The following is a 17,998-nucleotide window of genomic DNA, read 5'->3' as shown; positions in this document are numbered from 1 at the left end:
GAATTGATAACCAATATTACTGTTCTGATTCTGATTGTAAAAAAAGGTTATTTTTATCTTTAGATTTGCATTAGAAAATGATACAGCAATGAGCAATTCCATCAATTTTGAGACAGTGGATGATTATAATCAATTTAATAATCACGAAACTTTACATCCTTTGGTAAGTGTGATAGATTTTTCAAAAGCGCATAAAAGGACCGGGTCTAAAATGTACTTTAATCTGTACTGTATTTTTTTAAAAGATGTGAAATGCGGTGACCTCAAGTACGGTCGGGCAACTTATGATTACCAGGAAGGAACGTTGGTTTTTGTTTCTCCGGGACAAATTGTTGATGTAGAAAATAAAATTGACATCTATCAGCCTTTGGGACACGGATTAGTTTTTCATCCGGATTTAATCAAGGGAACTTCTTTAGCTAAAAGTATTTCTGAATACGGTTTCTTCGGATATCAAACCAATGAAGCATTGCACCTCTCTAAAAAAGAGCAGCAAATGGTTTTGGAAATGTTCGTTGATATTCAATCTGAATTGAGCCGACCAGTAGATAAACACAGTAAAAAAGTCATCACATCAAATATTGAGCTTTTTCTTAATCATTGTGACCGCTTTTATGACAGGCAGTTTATTACGCGGGAAAATATAAATAAGGGTATTTTAGAAAAATTTGAAGAATTACTAAACAACTACTTTTCATCTGAGAAACCTAATACCGTAGGGCTTCCATCTGTGGCTTATTGTGCAGATGAATTACATTTTTCACCCAACTATTTTGGAGATCTGATTAAGAAAGAAACAGGAAAAACTGCGCAGGAATATATTCAGAATAAAATTATTGATGTTGCCAAGGAAAGAGTTTTCAACATTGATAAATCTATTGCTCAGATTGCTTGTGAATTAGGATTCAAATATCCACAGCATTTTATCAGACTTTTCAAGCAGAGAACGGGTGTCACTCCTAATGAATATAGAAGTTTGAATTAAATCTGTTATCACAATAATTATTTACTTTTTATTTGGAAGTCAAAAATTTTCTAACTCTCATACCAAATACCTCTATTTTATTTTCAATTAATATAGAGAAAAGCACAGCCAAATAAAGACTTACTATTGCAATATAATTCTTGTTTAATTTGCCTCAAACGTAGCAAATCATTGATAAAAGTGTTTGAAGATACGCTAGTCTTGGTCACATTAAAGGATTATTTAATTCTACGATTCTTTCTAAATCTTCCACTAAATGTTTCGATATCTCTTCGTTTATGGGTACAAAACCTCTGAAATCTTTTGATTTTCAGAGGTTTTCTTTTTCAACAGCTCATATTTTCTCTGTAACAACCTCATTATCATTAAAATTCACTGATGATAATAAAAAAAGGTTTGGAATACATCCCAAACCTCCCTTATTATACTACAAACAAAATAGTATTACTAGGTACCATAATACACAATAGAAATTGATCCATCAGTTATTTTAAAAGTCCTGGTATACACTGTTCCAACTTTAACAACATCACCTACATTGAAAAACCGGGTTCCTGACAGATTATGCCCTACATCTAGTGTTCCGTCCCCATGCCCCGTAATAGAATATGTAAAAAAAGAACTATTTTTATATAATCGTGTTATGGCTGTTCCTCCGGTGGATGAGTTCATGGAGATATCATAACGTACATATACTGAAAAATTATAATATCCCGCTTTATTGATGGTAAAAAGGCCATTACTATACGTAATATTCGCTGCATTATTTTTATTGATACTAAAAGTTACAGTATACTCAGAATTTGCCGATTGATCAGCAGAAGCATTGGAAAAACCTATTGTAGAAATAGCAGGAATATTCAATGCGCTTCCGTCCACCAAAAATCCATTAGCATCTGTACCTAATACCCCGATATTTTTGTATTTTTCAAGCCGGACGCTTCCGTCGTCTGCTACCTGTAACAATTCCTTATTGGTATTGTCATTAATCTCCAGGGCTTTGGTTGCATTAGTAGCCCCATTACTCATGATATCAAGCACGGCACTTGGAGAAGACACATTAACACCTACAGTACCACCAGAGGTAACAACCATTTTTGCAGTATTATTAGTCATCAACTTCAGATCATTTGCCGTACTGGTTCCCACAAAACCAGCTCCTCCCCCAATATACGTTCTTAGACTGATGGTACCGTTGGTATGACTCAGCCCGAAATTACTATCAGGGGTACTGATCGTCAACTTAGTACTAGGTGTGGTTGTACCCACCCCAACAAGGCCGTTGGCTGCATCTACAGAAAAAGTGCTTCCGTTTACAGAAAACGCATTGGGTTGTGTTCCCGTAAATGCCAGGGTATTGCTTCCCTGCGAAACAGTACGGTTTCCTGTAAGAGTACCATCTGTATTGTAGATATTCACCGGAGCTGCTCCCAAGAGACCGCCTTCCGTAGAGACCCAGGACGAATTACTGTAAACAAATTCCAGGGCTTTCCCGTTGGGAACAGTAACTCCACCTAGTGTAGCCCCAAATCCTCCTGTTGTATTATTAAACACAATAAGACGCTGCCCTGCATTAGGAGCTGCGGGGGCTGTAATCGTTACTGTTCCTGTTGCAGAACCTGTTAGCTGTATCTGGCTTACATTGGAAGGTACGGAAGCTGCATTGCCAGAAACGGAAACTACGGTTTCACGATTGGTAATAGCCCCATTCACATCCAGTGCTGTTTTAGGAGTTGTGTTAACCCCCACATTTCCTCCCACTGGATTTAAGACTAAAGGGAGACCTGTAGCAGAAGTTTTGTTCTGACTGGAAATATAAGTCCCATAAGGAGCGTTTAGATAGGTTCCAAAATCCATAGCATGGTTGCTGTCCCCGTCAACTCTAAGTGTAGCATTGGTAGGTTCTAAGCCTAACGCTGAAGGTTGTGCATTAAAACCTTTTACCACAAATTTATTAGCGGGTGATACTGTACCAACCCCAACACGGCTATTGGCTGCATCTACAGAAAAAGTGCTTCCGTTTACAGAAAACGCATTGGGTTGTGTTCCCGTAAATGCCAGGGTATTGCTTCCCTGCGAAACGGTACGGTTCCCTGTAAGAGTACCATCTGTATTGTAGATATTACCCGTTGCTGAATTGGTGGGATTATGCAGTTTTACCCATGCACTTCCATTATAATAATAGTACCCCACGGTATCAATATTGACAGCTGTTCCCGTTTGTGATCCGGTAGCTACACTGTTGACATAAATTAAGGTGGAAGCAGGAACTCCGGTCATACTTTGGGCTCTCTGACGGTCTAGCCGGGTAATCAAAACTCCGTCTACACTGGTAGAGGTGCCTGTAGCATTTTTGGCAGTGATATCCAAAGTAGCTGCAGGGCTTGTCGTATTAATACCTACCTGCGAATGCACTTTGCAAAAAGTAAGCAGTAATATGGCCAATGGTAATACTTTTTTTTTCATAAATTCTTGTTTTAATGTTAACAATTCTAAATTCGATAATTCTAAATTCGATTCGTCAAAAATAAACACAAAACAAGCCTTACTACGAGATAAGGAATACATCAAATATACACTAAGGGTACATCACATATACATCACTAAAAATAAACACCTGAAAATCAATAAGAAAAACCAAGTCATCAAAAATTCTTGTCCAGATGAATATAGCAATACGGAATTGCAACCTTACTGAATAATCTTCTAACAATTATTCATATATAAATAAAAATTTACGCTACACTCACTCCAAAAAGCCTTCCCACTAATGCTGTAATTCCCATGGCAACAGTTCCCCAGAAACAGATCCTCAATACAGCTATTTTGATACTTGAACCTCCCGCTCTGGCAGAAATTGCTCCTAAAAGCATCAAGAATATGATGGAGAATCCATATTGGAAGTACACCATCTGTTTAATTGGAGCCAAAAGAGAAACTGCAAATGGTAATAAAGCTCCTACAGCAAATGAACCGAAAGAAGCCATTGCTGCCTGTAAAGGTTTAGCCTGTGTTATTTCATTAATTCCAAGTTCATCACGGGCATGTGCTCCCAGTGCATCGTGTTCTGTCAATTCAATGGCTACCTGCATCGCTGTTTCTTTGGTACAGCCTCTTTTTTCGTACACTTTGGCCAATTCTCTAAGTTCTACCTCCGGCATTTGTTCAAGTTCACGCTTTTCGCGGATCAAATCTGCTTTCTCTGTATCTTCCTGTGAACTTACGGAAACATATTCACCGGCTGCCATAGACATTGCCCCGGCAATCATACCCGCCAGTGCTGCAAGAATAATAATATGCCGATCCGGTTCCGCAGCTGCAACTCCTATAACAATACTTGTGGTGGATAATAATCCGTCATTAGCTCCTAACACAGCTGCACGAAGCCAGCCTACTCTGTTTACATAATGTTTCTCCAGCTGATGATGCATAACTTTTGTTTTGGTGGTTGGCTAAAGTTACCCAATATTTCATCAAGAATCAATTTAAATTAACATGAGATTCTACCATCTTAGCTTACAACTGATACTGGATGTTCGTTCTTAAATCTGATAAAATCTTCTAATGAATATTCCGGGCATGCTCCTTCCTGTGAGGTGATGAATGCTCCGAGAGAGACAGCCTGAGTCATAATTTCAGGGATGGTACTTCCTTTTTCCAATCTTTTGGAAAGAAATCCTGCCAGGAATGAATCTCCGCTCCCTACAGTATCTTTTACAGTAACCGGTATGGTAGGATACAGATAAAAATGGTCTTCTGAGGCATACAGAGCGCCTTTGCTTCCTTTGGAGATTATAATTTCTTTAAGATCAAACTGATCCTGAAGATATTTCATTCCGTCTTCTTCTGTAGTGTATGCTTTTCCTAAAAAATCAAGCATCATTCGCATTTCTGCTTTATTAAATTTAGCGAGATGGGTTTTGTGAAGCAAATCTTTTATCATTCCAACCTCATAATAAGGTTCTCTGAGATTGATATCAAAGACATTATAATCGCTGAGTTCAAGCAGCTGAAACAGGGTATTTCTGGATTTCTCATTTCGGGCTGCCAGCGTTCCAAATACCAACGCATCTGTTGTATTAAAGATTTCCATATTTTCCGGGGTTGTTTCAATATAATCCCATGCTACTCCTTCCACAATATCATAATGAGCATCGTTATTTTCATCTACTGTAGCAATGACTGTACTTGTTGGATACTCTGTATTGATCTGAACATGATCTGCGGGAATATTCCAGTTTTTCATTTTATCCAAAAGATCACGCCCAAGCTGATCATCTCCCACACTGCTTATCATATTGACTTCTACGCCCATTTTGAAAAGATGGTAGGCTACATTAAAAGGAGCACCTCCTACTCTCTTCTGCTCTCCCGGAAAAATATCCCAGAGCACTTCGCCAAAACATACTGCTTTATTTTTTTTGTATTCCATTATATAAAAGTAATTAAATGTATTGAGTTTATAAAAAATTTACTCTTTGAATCTCCTTGCTTCAGAATGAATAAACCTGCACAGAAAACTGAAGAAATGCATTATTGTTAACCGGATTCCACATTCCCCATATTCCCATAGGAATTTTATAGCCTTCAATGGTAAAACTTTTCGAAACGATAAGACTTATCTCATTGAAACCAGAATCTTTAGCAAAGAAATTATTCTTTTCTCCATGACTGTCCAAAGCAAAAGCATAACCTACTCTTCCTCTTATTTCAAGGTTATCCTTCTTGTATACAGGATATTCTCCCGAAACAAATGAAGAATACTTGTTCCCTGTATTTTCACTGTTTCGGTCTCTTCCGAAAATAACTGTATTCCAGCTGAGTACTAAAGGAAATTGCTCACTTATGGTGTAATAAGACCTGAAATCCCAAAAACGTCCGGTTTCTCTCGCAGAATAATTAAAAAACTCCTTATTGTTATAGGCCGCTCCCGGTGAAAAATTATAGATATCCCATACCTCCAGTGTAAGATACTTATTCTTATATCCTATATAGTTGTTGAATTCTTTATAAGAACCATCAACATTTCCACCTGCCCAGAATCCTGCATAAAAATTCTTATAGTCAAGATGTAGATCTCCGGTATAAATAAGCCCTGCTGAGACTTCAATTCCGCGCCATAAATGGCTGTTGCGAAGCTGCAACGCTGAATGCACTTCCTGCGCACCCAGACAATTTCCTATAATCAGGAAACAAGGTAATAAATAGTTTTTTACCATGATTCAAGTGTTTTTTTAAGGCAGTAAGTATCCTGCATCCGGTAATAGTCTACAGGATATTTACATGAATTGAAAGAAACTATATAATTAGTGAATAAGGTCTTTTTCTCTTATACGCGATCCGAACAGCGCATAGGTAAGCATAAGCAGTTCACAGATTACGGTAAGCCACCACGTCCATCTCCATGAGCCTAAAATATCTGCCAAACCTCCCTGAATAAGCGTAAATACAGCTCCACCAAATACGGCAGAAATAAAAATACCTGATGCTTTTGAGGTATATTTGTTCAAACCTTTAATAGAAAGTGTATAAATACAGCTCCACATGGATGAATGCAGAAGGCCGATTGCTACAAGAAACCAAAGGTTCTGGGTAATCATCGATATTAAAGCAAGTATTGCTGCAAGTATTGTGGTTGCCATCAATTGTGTTCTTGCAGAAATCTTACTGAAGAAGCTGGACACTGCTCTTCCTACCAGAAAACCACCCCAATATAATGTAGACAACAATGCATGAATTCCTAAATCCATCCCTCCGACAATGATATCTGTTTTGCCAAAAAATGTAATTGGATACCCTGAATCCATGCGCTCAAAAGCATACAGATTAATATTAGCACCAATGGCCACTTCGGTTCCTACATAAAAAAAGATGGCCAAAACGCCCAGCACAAAATGTCTGAATGACCAAATGCTTCTCTCCAGTTTTTCTTCTCCTACCACTCTTGTATGAGCAAGGTCAGGAAGGTGAAGTCTTTTTGTAATGATCATGACCATAAGAATGCAGACAATCAAGATAGAAAGTGGAAACAAAAGCTGCCTGATTTCTATATTTTCAATGGAAATCCCACTGAACATCACTACGGTAACAAAAAAAGGGGCGGAAGTTGTTCCGATAGAATTGATTGCAGTCAGAATATTCAGACGTTGTACAGGTTGTGTCCCTTTCAGTTCATAGGATGCTGCATAAGGATTGACAACTACCTGAATGATTGCCGCTGAGGTTCCCATTAAATAGGACCCCATAACAAAGACGATAAATCCATAAGGAATAACAGCATCTTTTATATTAAATTTCAAATCAGGATAATGGTCACCAACCCATGATGAACACAGATACATAAAAAGACCTGAAATCATAAAGAAAAGCCCTCGCAGGATTGTATTCTTATATCCAAAGGCATTCACCCATTTGCTTCCCAGAGTTCCATTCAGAAGATAGCCTAAAAAGAAGAAAAAGGAAATCAGGGTAGTGAATGTATTTTTAAGACTGCCTGCATGACTCAAAAAAGTAAATTTCAGAGGAGCCTGTAACTGTTCATTCACTGTGGTCAGAAAACCTACAATAAAATAGATAAACGTAATGATGACAAACGGCAGTATAGCATTGTTTGTTTTATGGTCTGAAGAGGTTATCCCTGGATTTATCTGCATGGCTGAATTATTTTATGATGGATCGTAAAACCGAAGCGGTTCCTGAGTTTTTTATATCTTCTACAAAACGGCTGTATTGTTTGATGAACAATTCAGAAGTTTTTAGCTGAATTCCTTTAAACGCTGACAATTCCAGAAAGTCCTGTGGATTTTCACTGGTAATAAGCTTCTGATCATTTTCGGTAATCCAGGGTTCTGCTGTCTCAAAGGTGTTGCCCTGATCATCTTTTTTATATGTAAGATAATGTCTGTAGGAAGCAATAAGAAAAGCCGGTCTGGTAAGATCTTTCCATCCTTTGATCATTTTACCAAGATTAGGAATGATATAAACGGGGAATTTTGAAATCCCATCGAAGCACAAACGGCTTACCTGATCACTTACACTGTGATTGGCAAATCTTTCGATTAATGTCTGTTTATATTTTTCCAGATCTGTTTTTTCAGGAGCCGGGACGAAAGGGGTAACGTCTGTATCCATAAAATCTCTGATGAATTTCACAAGATTTTCATCTTCCATAGCCTGATCTACTTTACGGTAACCCATTAAGAAAGCCGGATAGGATAAAAGGGTGTGGGAAGCATTCAATAAGCTTAATTTCATATTTTCAAATGCAGTTACATCATTGGTAAACTGTACCCCTACTCTTTCCCATGCCGGTCTTCCTGCAATAAAGTTGTCTTCTATCACCCATTGTGTAAAGTCTTCACAGTATACAGGAGCATGATCATCCGTTCCATTCAACTTATTTAATCTTTCCACATCTTCCGGATTTGTGGCCGGAGTAATACGGTCTACCATACTGTTTGGGAAGGTTACATTTTCCTTTACCCATATTGCCAGTTCTGCATCCTGAGCTTCTATAAATGAGATGAAAGCTCTCTTTGCCGTATTTCCATTATGCTGAAGATTATCGCATGAAAGAATTGTAACTGGTCCTGCATTTTGAATCTTTCTCTGGCGCAGTCCTTCTACAACAAAGCCGAAAACAGTATTAGGAATGGAAGGATTTTTCAGGTCATGCTGTATTTTTTCATCTTCCAATATAAATTCTCCCGTTTCTTTATCAAGGTTATAACCACCTTCTGTAATGGTTAAAGTGATGATCTTAACAGTGCTGTCTGCAATTTTTTTCACCACAGCGTCAGGATCTTCTATTCCCCAGATCAACTCTCTCAAAGAGCCTATTTTATACACCTCATCATTTCCGTTTCTTCCGCAAACGGTAAGAGAATAGTGAAGATTCTGAGCTCTTAAATTCTTTACGATCTTTTCATCTGAAGGCAGCAGACATACTCCGCAGATTCCCCAATCTTTCTGATCCTTGTCATTAAGCAGCATATTGGTATAAAACTGCTGGTGCGCCCTGTGAAAGTTCCCTACTCCAATATGTAAAATTCCAGTGTGGATTTCCGATACATCATAGTTGTAATAAATCATACTTATAAACATAAAATTGTTATCATATTAACCGATTCGTTAAAACTATATTAACAAATGGTTAACCGGATATTTTTTTTACAAATTTCAAGCTGGGAACGTTCCCAAAAATCAGGGAACGTTCCCAATTGTCTATTTTTTTATTATTTTTAGTCCAAAAACAAGGCTGATGAGACGTATTACGATTAAAGATCTGTCCAAATTTTTGTCATTATCTACCTCTACCATCTCCAGAGCACTGCTTCATGATAAAAATGTGAATGAAGAGACACGAAAAAGAGTGCTGGATGCTGCAGAGAAATTGGGCTATAAACCGAACCTTACCGCTTTGAATTTACAATCGGGACAATCTCGGACAATTGGCTTTGTAGTGCCAGAAATGATTACTCCTTTTTCTTCCACTGTACTGAAAGGAATTCAGAATATTCTTTACCCTCTCGGATACCGTATCATTATTACTCAGTCTGATGAAGATCCTCTTATTGAGAGAAAAAATCTTCAGCTTCTGGAAGAGTTTAATGTGGATGCTATTATTATTAACCTGTGTCATGAAACCTCTAATAATGATATTTATCAAAGTATTATGGATAGAGGAACTCCTTTAATCTTTTTCGACAGGATTCCTCACAAATCTCTGGATGTATCGAAGGTTATTATTGATGATGCTATTAAAGCTTCATTAATGGTAGAATATTTAATTAAGACAGGAAGAAAAAGAATCATTCATCTCATGGGACCTTCAACCATCCGAAATGCTGTAGAAAGGGTAAATGGTTATAAGCGCATTCTTATGAAATACAATATTTTTGATGAAAACCTGATCGTACAGACCGATGGAATGACTTTCGAGCATGGAAAAAAAGCAGTTAAGCAACTATTAAATAAGAATATAGTGTTCGACAGTATTTTTGCCTTTAGTGATACCCTCGCCATGGGAGCTATGAATTTTCTTCTTGAACAAAAAGTAAGAATCCCGGACGAAGTTTCTATTGCAAGCTTTTCCGGAACGGAATTATCAACGATGGTGTATCCTCAGCTGACCAGTGTACAGCAGCCTTTGGAAAAAATGGGTGAAACTGCCGCAGAGCTGGTATTGGAAAAGATCAAAAACAATAGTCTCCCAAGCAGAGCAGTATTGATGGATGCAGAACTCATTTACAGAGCTTCTACTTAAATGATTCTCAATTTTGATAGTATGGCATTTATAGTCTATTGTAAAATGGCAAAAAGTTCGGGTAACAGATTACAGTTCAATATATAACCTCTTCAAAGCACACCATTCTGTTCAGAAAATCCTATTTTCTTATCTTTGCAGCAATGAATTTATTATATATCAACTGGGATGTTAATCCCGAAATCGTCAATATCTTAGGACTTCCCATAAAATATTACGGATTACTATTCCTTGCGGGACTTGTTTTATCTCTCAATATTTTAAAAAGAATTTATAAAAAAGAAGGTCTTAGTTCACAGGCACACGAAGCTTTATTCTCCTATGCATTAATAGGAATTTTGGTGGGAGCCCGATTAGGTCACTGTATTTTTTATGATTTTGATTATTATTCGCAGCACCCGCTTGAGATCTTTTTACCAATTCAGAAAGGGCCGGATGGAGCCTACCATTTCACAGGATTTGCGGGTCTTGCGAGTCATGGTGGCGGTATTGGTCTGGTAATTATGCTTCTCATCTATGCAAGAAAGTATTCTATCCCGTTCATGACCGTTCTGGATGCCATAGCGATTGTACTTCCGTTAGGTGGTACTTTTATCAGGCTTGCCAATCTGATGAACTCTGAAATTATAGGAATTCCTACCGATGTTCCATGGGCTTTTATCTTCCGTCAGGTAGATGATCTTCCGAGGCATCCTGCCCAGCTTTACGAAGCTATCTCTTATTTTATTATCTTCCTTGCTGTCTATTTTATTTACAGGAAGAATATTTTTAAGATCGGAAAAGGGTTTTACTTTGGAATCAGTATTCTATTGATCTTTATTATGAGAATTCTGATTGAATTTATCAAAGTAGATCAGGTAGAATTTGAGCACGGAATGAGTATGAATATGGGACAACTTCTGAGTATTCCATTTGTTCTTCTTGGATTATTCTTTATCATCAAAAGTATCCTGGAGAAAAGAAAGATTAAAACTACTTAATTTTCTTATTTCTTTTACCATAAAAAACTCACTGAAAACAACTTTCAGTGAGTTTCTTTTTTGAATGGATTTTATAATATGCTATCTCGTTGTATAGCCACCGTTGGCAAAAATGGTTTGTCCGGTAATCCACCAGCCTTCTGTTACCAGAAATTCTACCAGCGGAGCAATATCTTTAATATCCGTAAGTCCTCCTAATGCAGATGCAGATTTATGATAAGCAACGGCATCGTCTGTTTCCTGCCCGTAGAAGAAAGGAGTATCCATTGGTCCGGGTGCTACAGCTGTGACGGAAATTCCTCTTGCCCCGAATTCTTTGGAAGCGGCTCTTGTAAAATGCTCTACCGGTGCTTTTGCTCCTGCATATGTGGAATATAATCCGGTGTAGGCCGCCAATAATGAAGTTACAATGGTACAGATTTTCCCATGATCGTTTAACTTCTTACCAGCTTCCTGAAGAAAGAAGTAAGCAGATTTTGAATTGACATTGAACATGGTATCATATTCAGCTTCTGTAGTTTCTGAAAATGGTTTTTTAAGTACCATTCCTACGGTATTGATTGCGATATCAATTCCTCCGAAACGGGAAATGGTCTCATCAAAAAACTTCGTGATATGATCTACTTTGGTAAGATCTCCCTGAAATAAAAATGCTTCAGCTCCTAATGCCTGCACTTCAGCCAGTGTTTTCTCACTCTCAGTTCTTGAGTTTTCGCTGTTATAATGGATGGCCAGCTTTGCCCCTTTGGATGCAAAATCTCTGCTTAATAATCCGCCTAAATTTTTACCTCCTCCGGCAATTAAAACAACTTTTCCCTGTACATTTTGTGTTGACATGTTTTTATATTTAAATGTTAATGAGACAAAGATCAATCATAAAAACCGCTTCAACATGGTGAAATTTTCGGAATTTCTTTTTATTATTTTTAAACCGAAGGAAAAATGTTTATTATTTTATATAAACAATATTTTTCAATAGAATGTTATTTACCAACCAGATACGCTTTGATACGGGCCTTTTCAGTTAAACACTTTTGGATAATTCACAAACTCGCTTCAATTTTAGGCATAACATTTGATACCTTCCTCCCGTATTATGCACCACCACTTCATTTTTAATATATTTTTTTATAATCCTCAGGCTTCTGAGGATTTTTTTATACAATTATTACAACTTTCTTTACCCCTTCCTTACGAATATAAAATATCACTTAAAACCATTTCTGATAATCAATCATTTAAAACCTGATTATTCATTTTATTGTTGTATATTTGCATATTATTAACCAAGTCATTACTTTGTTTTCTGTAACGACCCGAATATTTTTTATTCAGTCTTTGCCTCTTGAGCAGCCATATTTTTAACTTTTATTCTTCTATTAAAGAACAATACTTGTCGGAATTTTAAAGCTCTGTATGATTGGAAATATCCAAAACAGGAAACATCGGCAGGCTTTATAGGTCTGAAGCAGACCAGATTGAACCAATTTAATTTATAGAAACTAAATACTAAAAATAATTTATGGCAGATTCTTTTTCTAAAAAGGAAAATTTCAAGAAAAAAATTCAAAAGCAAAAAGAAAAGGCGCTAAGACGCGAAGAACGTAAAACGAACAACAACAAAGGAGCGGAGGATGTCTTCATGTATGTAGACGAATTTGGAAGATTAACATCTACTCCACCTGAACAAAGACAGGAAGTAAATCTTGATGATATTCAATTGGGTGCTGCACCTATTATTGAAGAAGATCCAAGAAAAACAGGAATTGTTACTTTCCTGAGCGAAAAAGGATATGGTTTCATTACGGAAGATAATTCCAAAGAAAACATCTTCTTCCACAACAACAACTGTGCAGAACCGGTGAAAAAAGGGAATAAGGTATCTTTTGAAAAAGAGAAATCTCCTAAAGGATTTTCTGCTGTTGAAATTCAGATTGTTAAATAATATGTACTTATAAAATACTTCTGTCTTAAAAGCAGATTCATTTTAAACCATATACAAAGAGACTGCCCGTTAGGACAGTCTCTTTTTTTAGGGACATATAAAAAAAGTTAACTCAACTTTTAAAAAGTTAGATTCTAATGCAAGATCCTGGAATTATTTCAATTAGCATTACGGGAATCCGTAGAATCCGGTTAAAACATAAAAGAAGCTGCCTAAAAAGACAGCTTCCTTCATCGTAAAAAAAAGTAAAAAATTAATCCAGTTTCCCTCCCAATGCTTTAAACAACAGGACGTTATTTCTGGTATTCTGGTGCTGAAACTGCAGTAAATCCAGCTCAGCAGTTAGTTTGCTTTTCTGAGAATTGATCAGTTCAAAATAGTTTGCGTAGCCTGTGAGATACAGATCGTTGGAAACCTCCACACCACGGTCAAGGAAACCTACTTCTTCTGATTTCAGTTTCAGAACACGTTCATAGATCTTCGTCTGTTTCAAAATAGACTGAAGTTCATTAAAAGCAGTGGTAATACTTTTCTGATAATTTAAAAAGGCAATTTCCTGCTCTTTGCTCGCTACTTTAAATTCATATTTCAACTGCCCTTTATTGAATACAGGAACCATTAATCCCCCCAACAATTGCCCTGCCAGTGAACTTGGCTTGAAGAACGTTTCTACGGAAAAGGAATTCAGTCCAAAACCGGCACCCAAATCAATTTTAGGATAAAAAGCGGCTCTTGCAGCTTTCGCATCAGCCTGAGAAGCTTCCAACACATAATAGTTTGCGGCTACATCCGGTCTTGAATGGATCACATTTTCTACATTAATGGTTTTATTCAAAACTTCCATATTGGTAGGCATCAGTATTTTCCCACGTTTAACATCTCCGCCATAGCTTCCTGTTAATGTTGTAATCGCCTGTTCTACTGTAACTATTTCTACCCTGATGTGTTCAATCTCTGCCAACCAGTTGTTATTCTGAGCTTTGAATTGCTGAACTGCCAACTCCGTGGCTTTTCCCACTTCACGCTGAGCCAGAACAATTTCAAAGGCTCTTTGCTGAAGTTTATAGTTCTTCTGATAAATGGCAAGACGATTATCCAACGCTACCAACTGGTAATACAGATTGGCAATATCTGTGAAAAGCTCTACCTGTAATAATCTTAATCCTTCTGTGGAAGCCAGATATTTCTTCTGAGCCGCAATCTTCTTATTTTTCAGTTTTCCCCAGGCATCAATTTCCCAGCTGCTTCTTGCTCCCAGCCAGTAATTAGGAGTAAAATCTCTGTTGATTTTCTGATTTTCCGTGATATTAGGGGAAAGATTGGTATCATAGTTTCCAACGCCTTCCATTGTATATTTTCCGTAGCGGTCACCGGAAGCCTGTATTCCCACTTCAAGAGATGGCAATAAATCCATCTTTGATCTTTGAAGGAAGCTATTGGCAATTTCCACTCTCTGCTGGGCAATTTGAAAATCCGGATTAGCCTGAACTACTTTATCAAAAAGCTCAAGCAGCTGAGGATCTGTAAAATACGCTTTCAGATTGATCTGCTGGAATTCATCCGTCGATTTACTTTTGTCAGCTTTGATGATCTCTTCTGGTAATTCCTGGGCTTTTTTCAGGTCCGTTACTTTGGGAACAGCACAAGAAACCAAGCTCAGTGACGCTATTCCATACAATATATTTCTATGATTTAATCTTTTCATCTTTCTTCTTATTTTCAAGTTTTGCAAAGAATATATACAGTCCCGGAATGACTACTAATCCGAAAATAGTTCCTATCAACATTCCTCCTGCTGCTGCTGTACCAATGGAACGGTTACCGATTGCTCCCGCTCCTGATGCAATACATAGAGGAATAAGCCCTGCTACGAATGCAAAAGAAGTCATCAGAATCGGTCTTAGACGTTGTCTCGCCCCTTCAATAGCGGCCGGAATAATATCAAATCCCTGCTTATTTCTTGCCACTGCAAATTCTACAATAAGAATGGCATTTTTAGCTAAAAGGCCAATCAGCATGACCAATGCTACCTGTGCATAAATATTATTATCCAATCCCATCAGTACCAAAGCGATATAAGAACCGAAAATTCCTGTTGGCAGGCTTAATAATACAGGCATTGGAAGAAGGAAACTTTCGTATTGTGCCGCCAATAAAAGATACACGAATAAAAGACAGATTGCAAAGATATAAACAGTCTGGTTTCCTGATAAGATCTCTTCCCTTGTCATTCCTGACCATTCAATATCGAATCCTCTGGGCAGGGTTTCTTTAGCTACACGTTCTACGGCTGCAATGGCATCTCCGGAACTGTAACCGTCTGCAGGTTCTCCATTGATCATCGCAGACATATACATATTGTACCTTGTCAGTACTTCAGGGCCATATACCTTCTCGATAGTGATGAAAGTTGAGAACGGAACCATTTCTCCTTTATCATTTTTTAAATATAAATTCAGAATACTTTCCGGAGTGTCTCTGTGCTCCGGACTTGCCTGCACCATCACTTTATACATCTGACTGAAACGGATAAAATTCGTGGCGTAATAAGATCCCAGCATGGTCTGTAGCGTAGACATTGCGTTATCTACCGATACTCCTTTCTTCGCTGCCATATCATAATCTACATTGATCATGTATTGAGGGAAAGTAGCATCAAAGCTGGTAAAGTTGTTCTGCAATTCGGGAGCTTCGTTTAATTTCTTAACAAAGTCTTTAGTGATCTTATCTGTATTTTCGATCTTTCCTCCGGTTCTGTCCAATAAACGTAATTCAAAACCGCTGGTATTACCGAATCCCGGGACCGTTGGCGGAGCAAAAATTTCAATCTGGGCATCTGCAATGCTTTTTGTTTTGTCTGAAAGTTCTGCGATCAGATCATTCACTGAAATATTTCTTTCTTTCCAGTCTTTAAGGTTAATCATCGCCATTCCGTAAGAAGAACCTGCAATTTCTGTTACGATGCTGTACCCAGCAAGAGTGGTTACGTTTTCTACGCCTTTAATTTTTTTAGCAATAACCGTCACTTCATCCAGTACTTTTTCTGTTCTCTCTACTGTTGCTCCCTGTGGAGTAGTCACACTTACGTATACCATTCCCTGATCTTCCATGGGAATAAATCCGGTTGGCAGGAATTTACTGGTCACAAAAGTAAGTCCAACGAATAAAAACAGTAATCCGAAAGTTACTGTAGTTCTTGTGGCAAATTTTGATAAAATACCTACATAACCATTCGTCAGTCTTTCAAATCCTGTATTGAAACTCTGGAAAGCCCTGTCAATAATGGTTTTCTTTTTATTGTGATCGTGAGGTTTTAAAATAATCGCACAAAGTGCCGGAGTAAGCGTCAATGCATTCACCCCAGAAATTACGATACTGATGGCCAGCGTTAATGAAAACTGACGGTAAAAAACTCCTACCGGACCATCCAGGAATGCTACAGGAATAAATACAGCAGACATCACAATGGTAATCGCTACTACAGCTCCCGCAATTTCTTTGGTGGCACTGATGGTGGCATCCATCGCATTCATTCCTTCCTCCATTTTCACGTGAACGGCTTCAACGACGACAATGGCATTATCCACTACAATACCTATCGCAAGAACCAACGCAAACAATGTTAAAAGGTTAACAGAGAAATCCAGCATATTCATAAAGGCAAAAGTTCCTACCAATGCTACCGGTACAGCCAGTACAGGAATTAATGTAGAACGCCAGTCCTGAAGGAAGATAAATACTACAATTCCTACCAGAATAAAGGCTTCGATAAGGGTTGTCAGTACCGCACTGATAGAAGCATCCAGGAATCTGGAAACGTCATAAGCCATATTATATTCCATTCCGGGAGGGAAAGAAGTAACTTTTAATTCTTCCATTTTTGTCTTTACGCTTTCAATCACTTCAGAAGCATTGGAACCGGGACGTTGTTTCATCATGATGGATGCAGAAGGTCTTCCGTCTGTTTTGGAAACCATTCCGTAGTTCATCGCTCCGAATTCTACTTTCGCAATATCTTTAAGCTTTAAAATAGTCCCGTCCACATCAGATCTGATGGGAACTTCTTCATATTGTTTAGGCTCAAAAAACTTTCCTTTATATTTGATTACATACTGAAGCTGGCTTGAGGTTTTACCTGAGGTTTCACCTACTTTTCCAGGAGCAGCAGAAATATTCTGCTTTTGCAAGGAAGTAATTACTTCATCTGCTGAAATATTGTAAGCTGCCATTTTTTGAGGATCCAGCCATACTCTCATTGAATATTCTTTCTGCCCCATGATTTCAGCACGCCCTACTCCATCAATACGTTTCAGTTCCTGAAGGACGTTGATATCCGTAAAGTTATAAATGAACTGTTCATCCTGGCTCGGATCTGTACTTGTGATATTAAGGTACATCAGCATACTGTTCACCTCTTTTTCAGTAGTTACACCGGCTCTGATTACTTCTTCAGGAAGCTCATCAAGAATTGTTGTTACCCTGTTCTGAACGTTTACCGCTGCCACATCAGGGTCTGTCCCTACTTCAAAGAAAACCTGAATAAGCGTAAGACCATCATTAGAGGTTACTGTTGACATATAAGTCATCCCCGGAACTCCATTGATTGCACGTTCCAAAGGAAGGGCTACCGCATTGGCAGATACTTCGGCGTTTGCTCCTGTATATTTTGCTGTAACGGTTACTGAAGGCGGTACAATATCGGGAAACTGGGTAATGGGCATTTTTAGCAGCGCCATGATTCCCAGCAATACAAATAATATGGAAATAACCAACGAAAGAACCTTTCGTCTTATAAACATTTCTACCATAGTTAGTTGATTTAA

Annotated in this window: 13 protein-coding genes; 4 read left to right on the top strand and 9 right to left on the bottom strand. The window is 37.9% G+C overall.

Features of this window, described 5'->3' with window-relative positions; translation table 11 throughout:
* The first annotated feature begins 88 nt into the window (after positions 1–88).
* Positions 89–985 (top strand): helix-turn-helix domain-containing protein, encoded by an 897-nt coding sequence (locus BUE84_RS05670; protein ID WP_079240845.1) that lies wholly within the window; start codon positions 89–91, stop codon positions 983–985.
* Between the two features lie 447 nt (positions 986–1,432).
* Here the strand turns inward: BUE84_RS05670 and BUE84_RS05665 are convergent, their stop codons facing one another.
* The 6 genes from BUE84_RS05665 to BUE84_RS05635 form a co-directional block, all read right to left on the bottom strand.
* Positions 1,433–3,451 carry a beta strand repeat-containing protein gene (locus BUE84_RS05665; RefSeq protein WP_079240844.1) on the bottom strand — a complete coding sequence of 673 codons (2,019 nt, stop codon included), beginning with the start codon at positions 3,449–3,451 and terminating at the stop codon, positions 1,433–1,435.
* A gap of 269 nt (positions 3,452–3,720) precedes the next feature.
* On the bottom strand, positions 3,721–4,416 hold the full coding sequence (locus BUE84_RS05655; protein WP_079240842.1) for a VIT family protein: 696 nt from the start codon (positions 4,414–4,416) through the stop codon (positions 3,721–3,723).
* 80 nt (positions 4,417–4,496) lie between these two features.
* Complete coding sequence (locus tag BUE84_RS05650; RefSeq protein ID WP_079240841.1) at positions 4,497–5,417, bottom strand: carbohydrate kinase family protein; 921 nt, start codon at positions 5,415–5,417, stop codon at positions 4,497–4,499.
* Between the two features lie 61 nt (positions 5,418–5,478).
* Positions 5,479–6,204: a hypothetical protein gene (locus BUE84_RS05645; RefSeq protein ID WP_079240840.1), complete on the bottom strand. Its 726-nt coding sequence runs from the start codon at positions 6,202–6,204 to the stop codon at positions 5,479–5,481.
* 87 nt (positions 6,205–6,291) lie between these two features.
* The gene (locus BUE84_RS05640; protein ID WP_079240839.1) at positions 6,292–7,638 is read right to left on the bottom strand and encodes an MFS transporter; all 1,347 of its coding nucleotides are present in this window, start codon (positions 7,636–7,638) and stop codon (positions 6,292–6,294) included.
* A 7-nt stretch (positions 7,639–7,645) separates the two neighbouring features.
* Positions 7,646–9,076: a mannitol dehydrogenase family protein gene (locus tag BUE84_RS05635; RefSeq protein WP_167595383.1), complete on the bottom strand. Its 1,431-nt coding sequence runs from the start codon at positions 9,074–9,076 to the stop codon at positions 7,646–7,648.
* 169 nt (positions 9,077–9,245) lie between these two features.
* Here BUE84_RS05635 and BUE84_RS05630 point away from each other — a divergent pair, with 169 nt between their 5' ends.
* On the top strand, positions 9,246–10,250 hold the full coding sequence (locus BUE84_RS05630; protein ID WP_079240838.1) for a LacI family DNA-binding transcriptional regulator: 1,005 nt from the start codon (positions 9,246–9,248) through the stop codon (positions 10,248–10,250).
* A gap of 143 nt (positions 10,251–10,393) precedes the next feature.
* On the top strand, positions 10,394–11,230 hold the full coding sequence (gene lgt / locus BUE84_RS05625) for a prolipoprotein diacylglyceryl transferase (protein WP_079240837.1): 837 nt from the start codon (positions 10,394–10,396) through the stop codon (positions 11,228–11,230).
* Between the two features lie 81 nt (positions 11,231–11,311).
* Here the strand turns inward: lgt and BUE84_RS05620 are convergent, their stop codons facing one another.
* On the bottom strand, positions 11,312–12,067 hold the full coding sequence (locus tag BUE84_RS05620) for an SDR family oxidoreductase (protein ID WP_079240836.1): 756 nt from the start codon (positions 12,065–12,067) through the stop codon (positions 11,312–11,314).
* A gap of 685 nt (positions 12,068–12,752) precedes the next feature.
* Here BUE84_RS05620 and BUE84_RS05615 point away from each other — a divergent pair.
* Positions 12,753–13,175 carry a cold shock domain-containing protein gene (locus BUE84_RS05615; RefSeq protein ID WP_034692134.1) on the top strand — a complete coding sequence of 141 codons (423 nt, stop codon included), beginning with the start codon at positions 12,753–12,755 and terminating at the stop codon, positions 13,173–13,175.
* 253 nt (positions 13,176–13,428) lie between these two features.
* On the opposite strand, the gene BUE84_RS05610 is transcribed toward BUE84_RS05615, so the two are convergent.
* Positions 13,429–14,880, bottom strand: a complete 1,452-nt coding sequence (locus tag BUE84_RS05610; protein WP_079240835.1) for a TolC family protein — start codon at positions 14,878–14,880, stop codon at positions 13,429–13,431.
* Positions 14,861–17,983 (bottom strand): efflux RND transporter permease subunit, encoded by a 3,123-nt coding sequence (locus BUE84_RS05605; RefSeq protein ID WP_079240834.1) that lies wholly within the window; start codon positions 17,981–17,983, stop codon positions 14,861–14,863. The genes BUE84_RS05610 and BUE84_RS05605 overlap by 20 nt, the downstream gene beginning before the upstream one ends.
* Between the last annotated feature and the right edge of the window lie 15 nt (positions 17,984–17,998).

The sequence above is a fragment of the Chryseobacterium indologenes genome, from assembly GCF_002025665.1.
GTDB lineage: Bacteria > Bacteroidota > Bacteroidia > Flavobacteriales > Weeksellaceae > Chryseobacterium > Chryseobacterium metallicongregator.
This window is presented reverse-complemented; position numbering and strand designations above follow the sequence as displayed.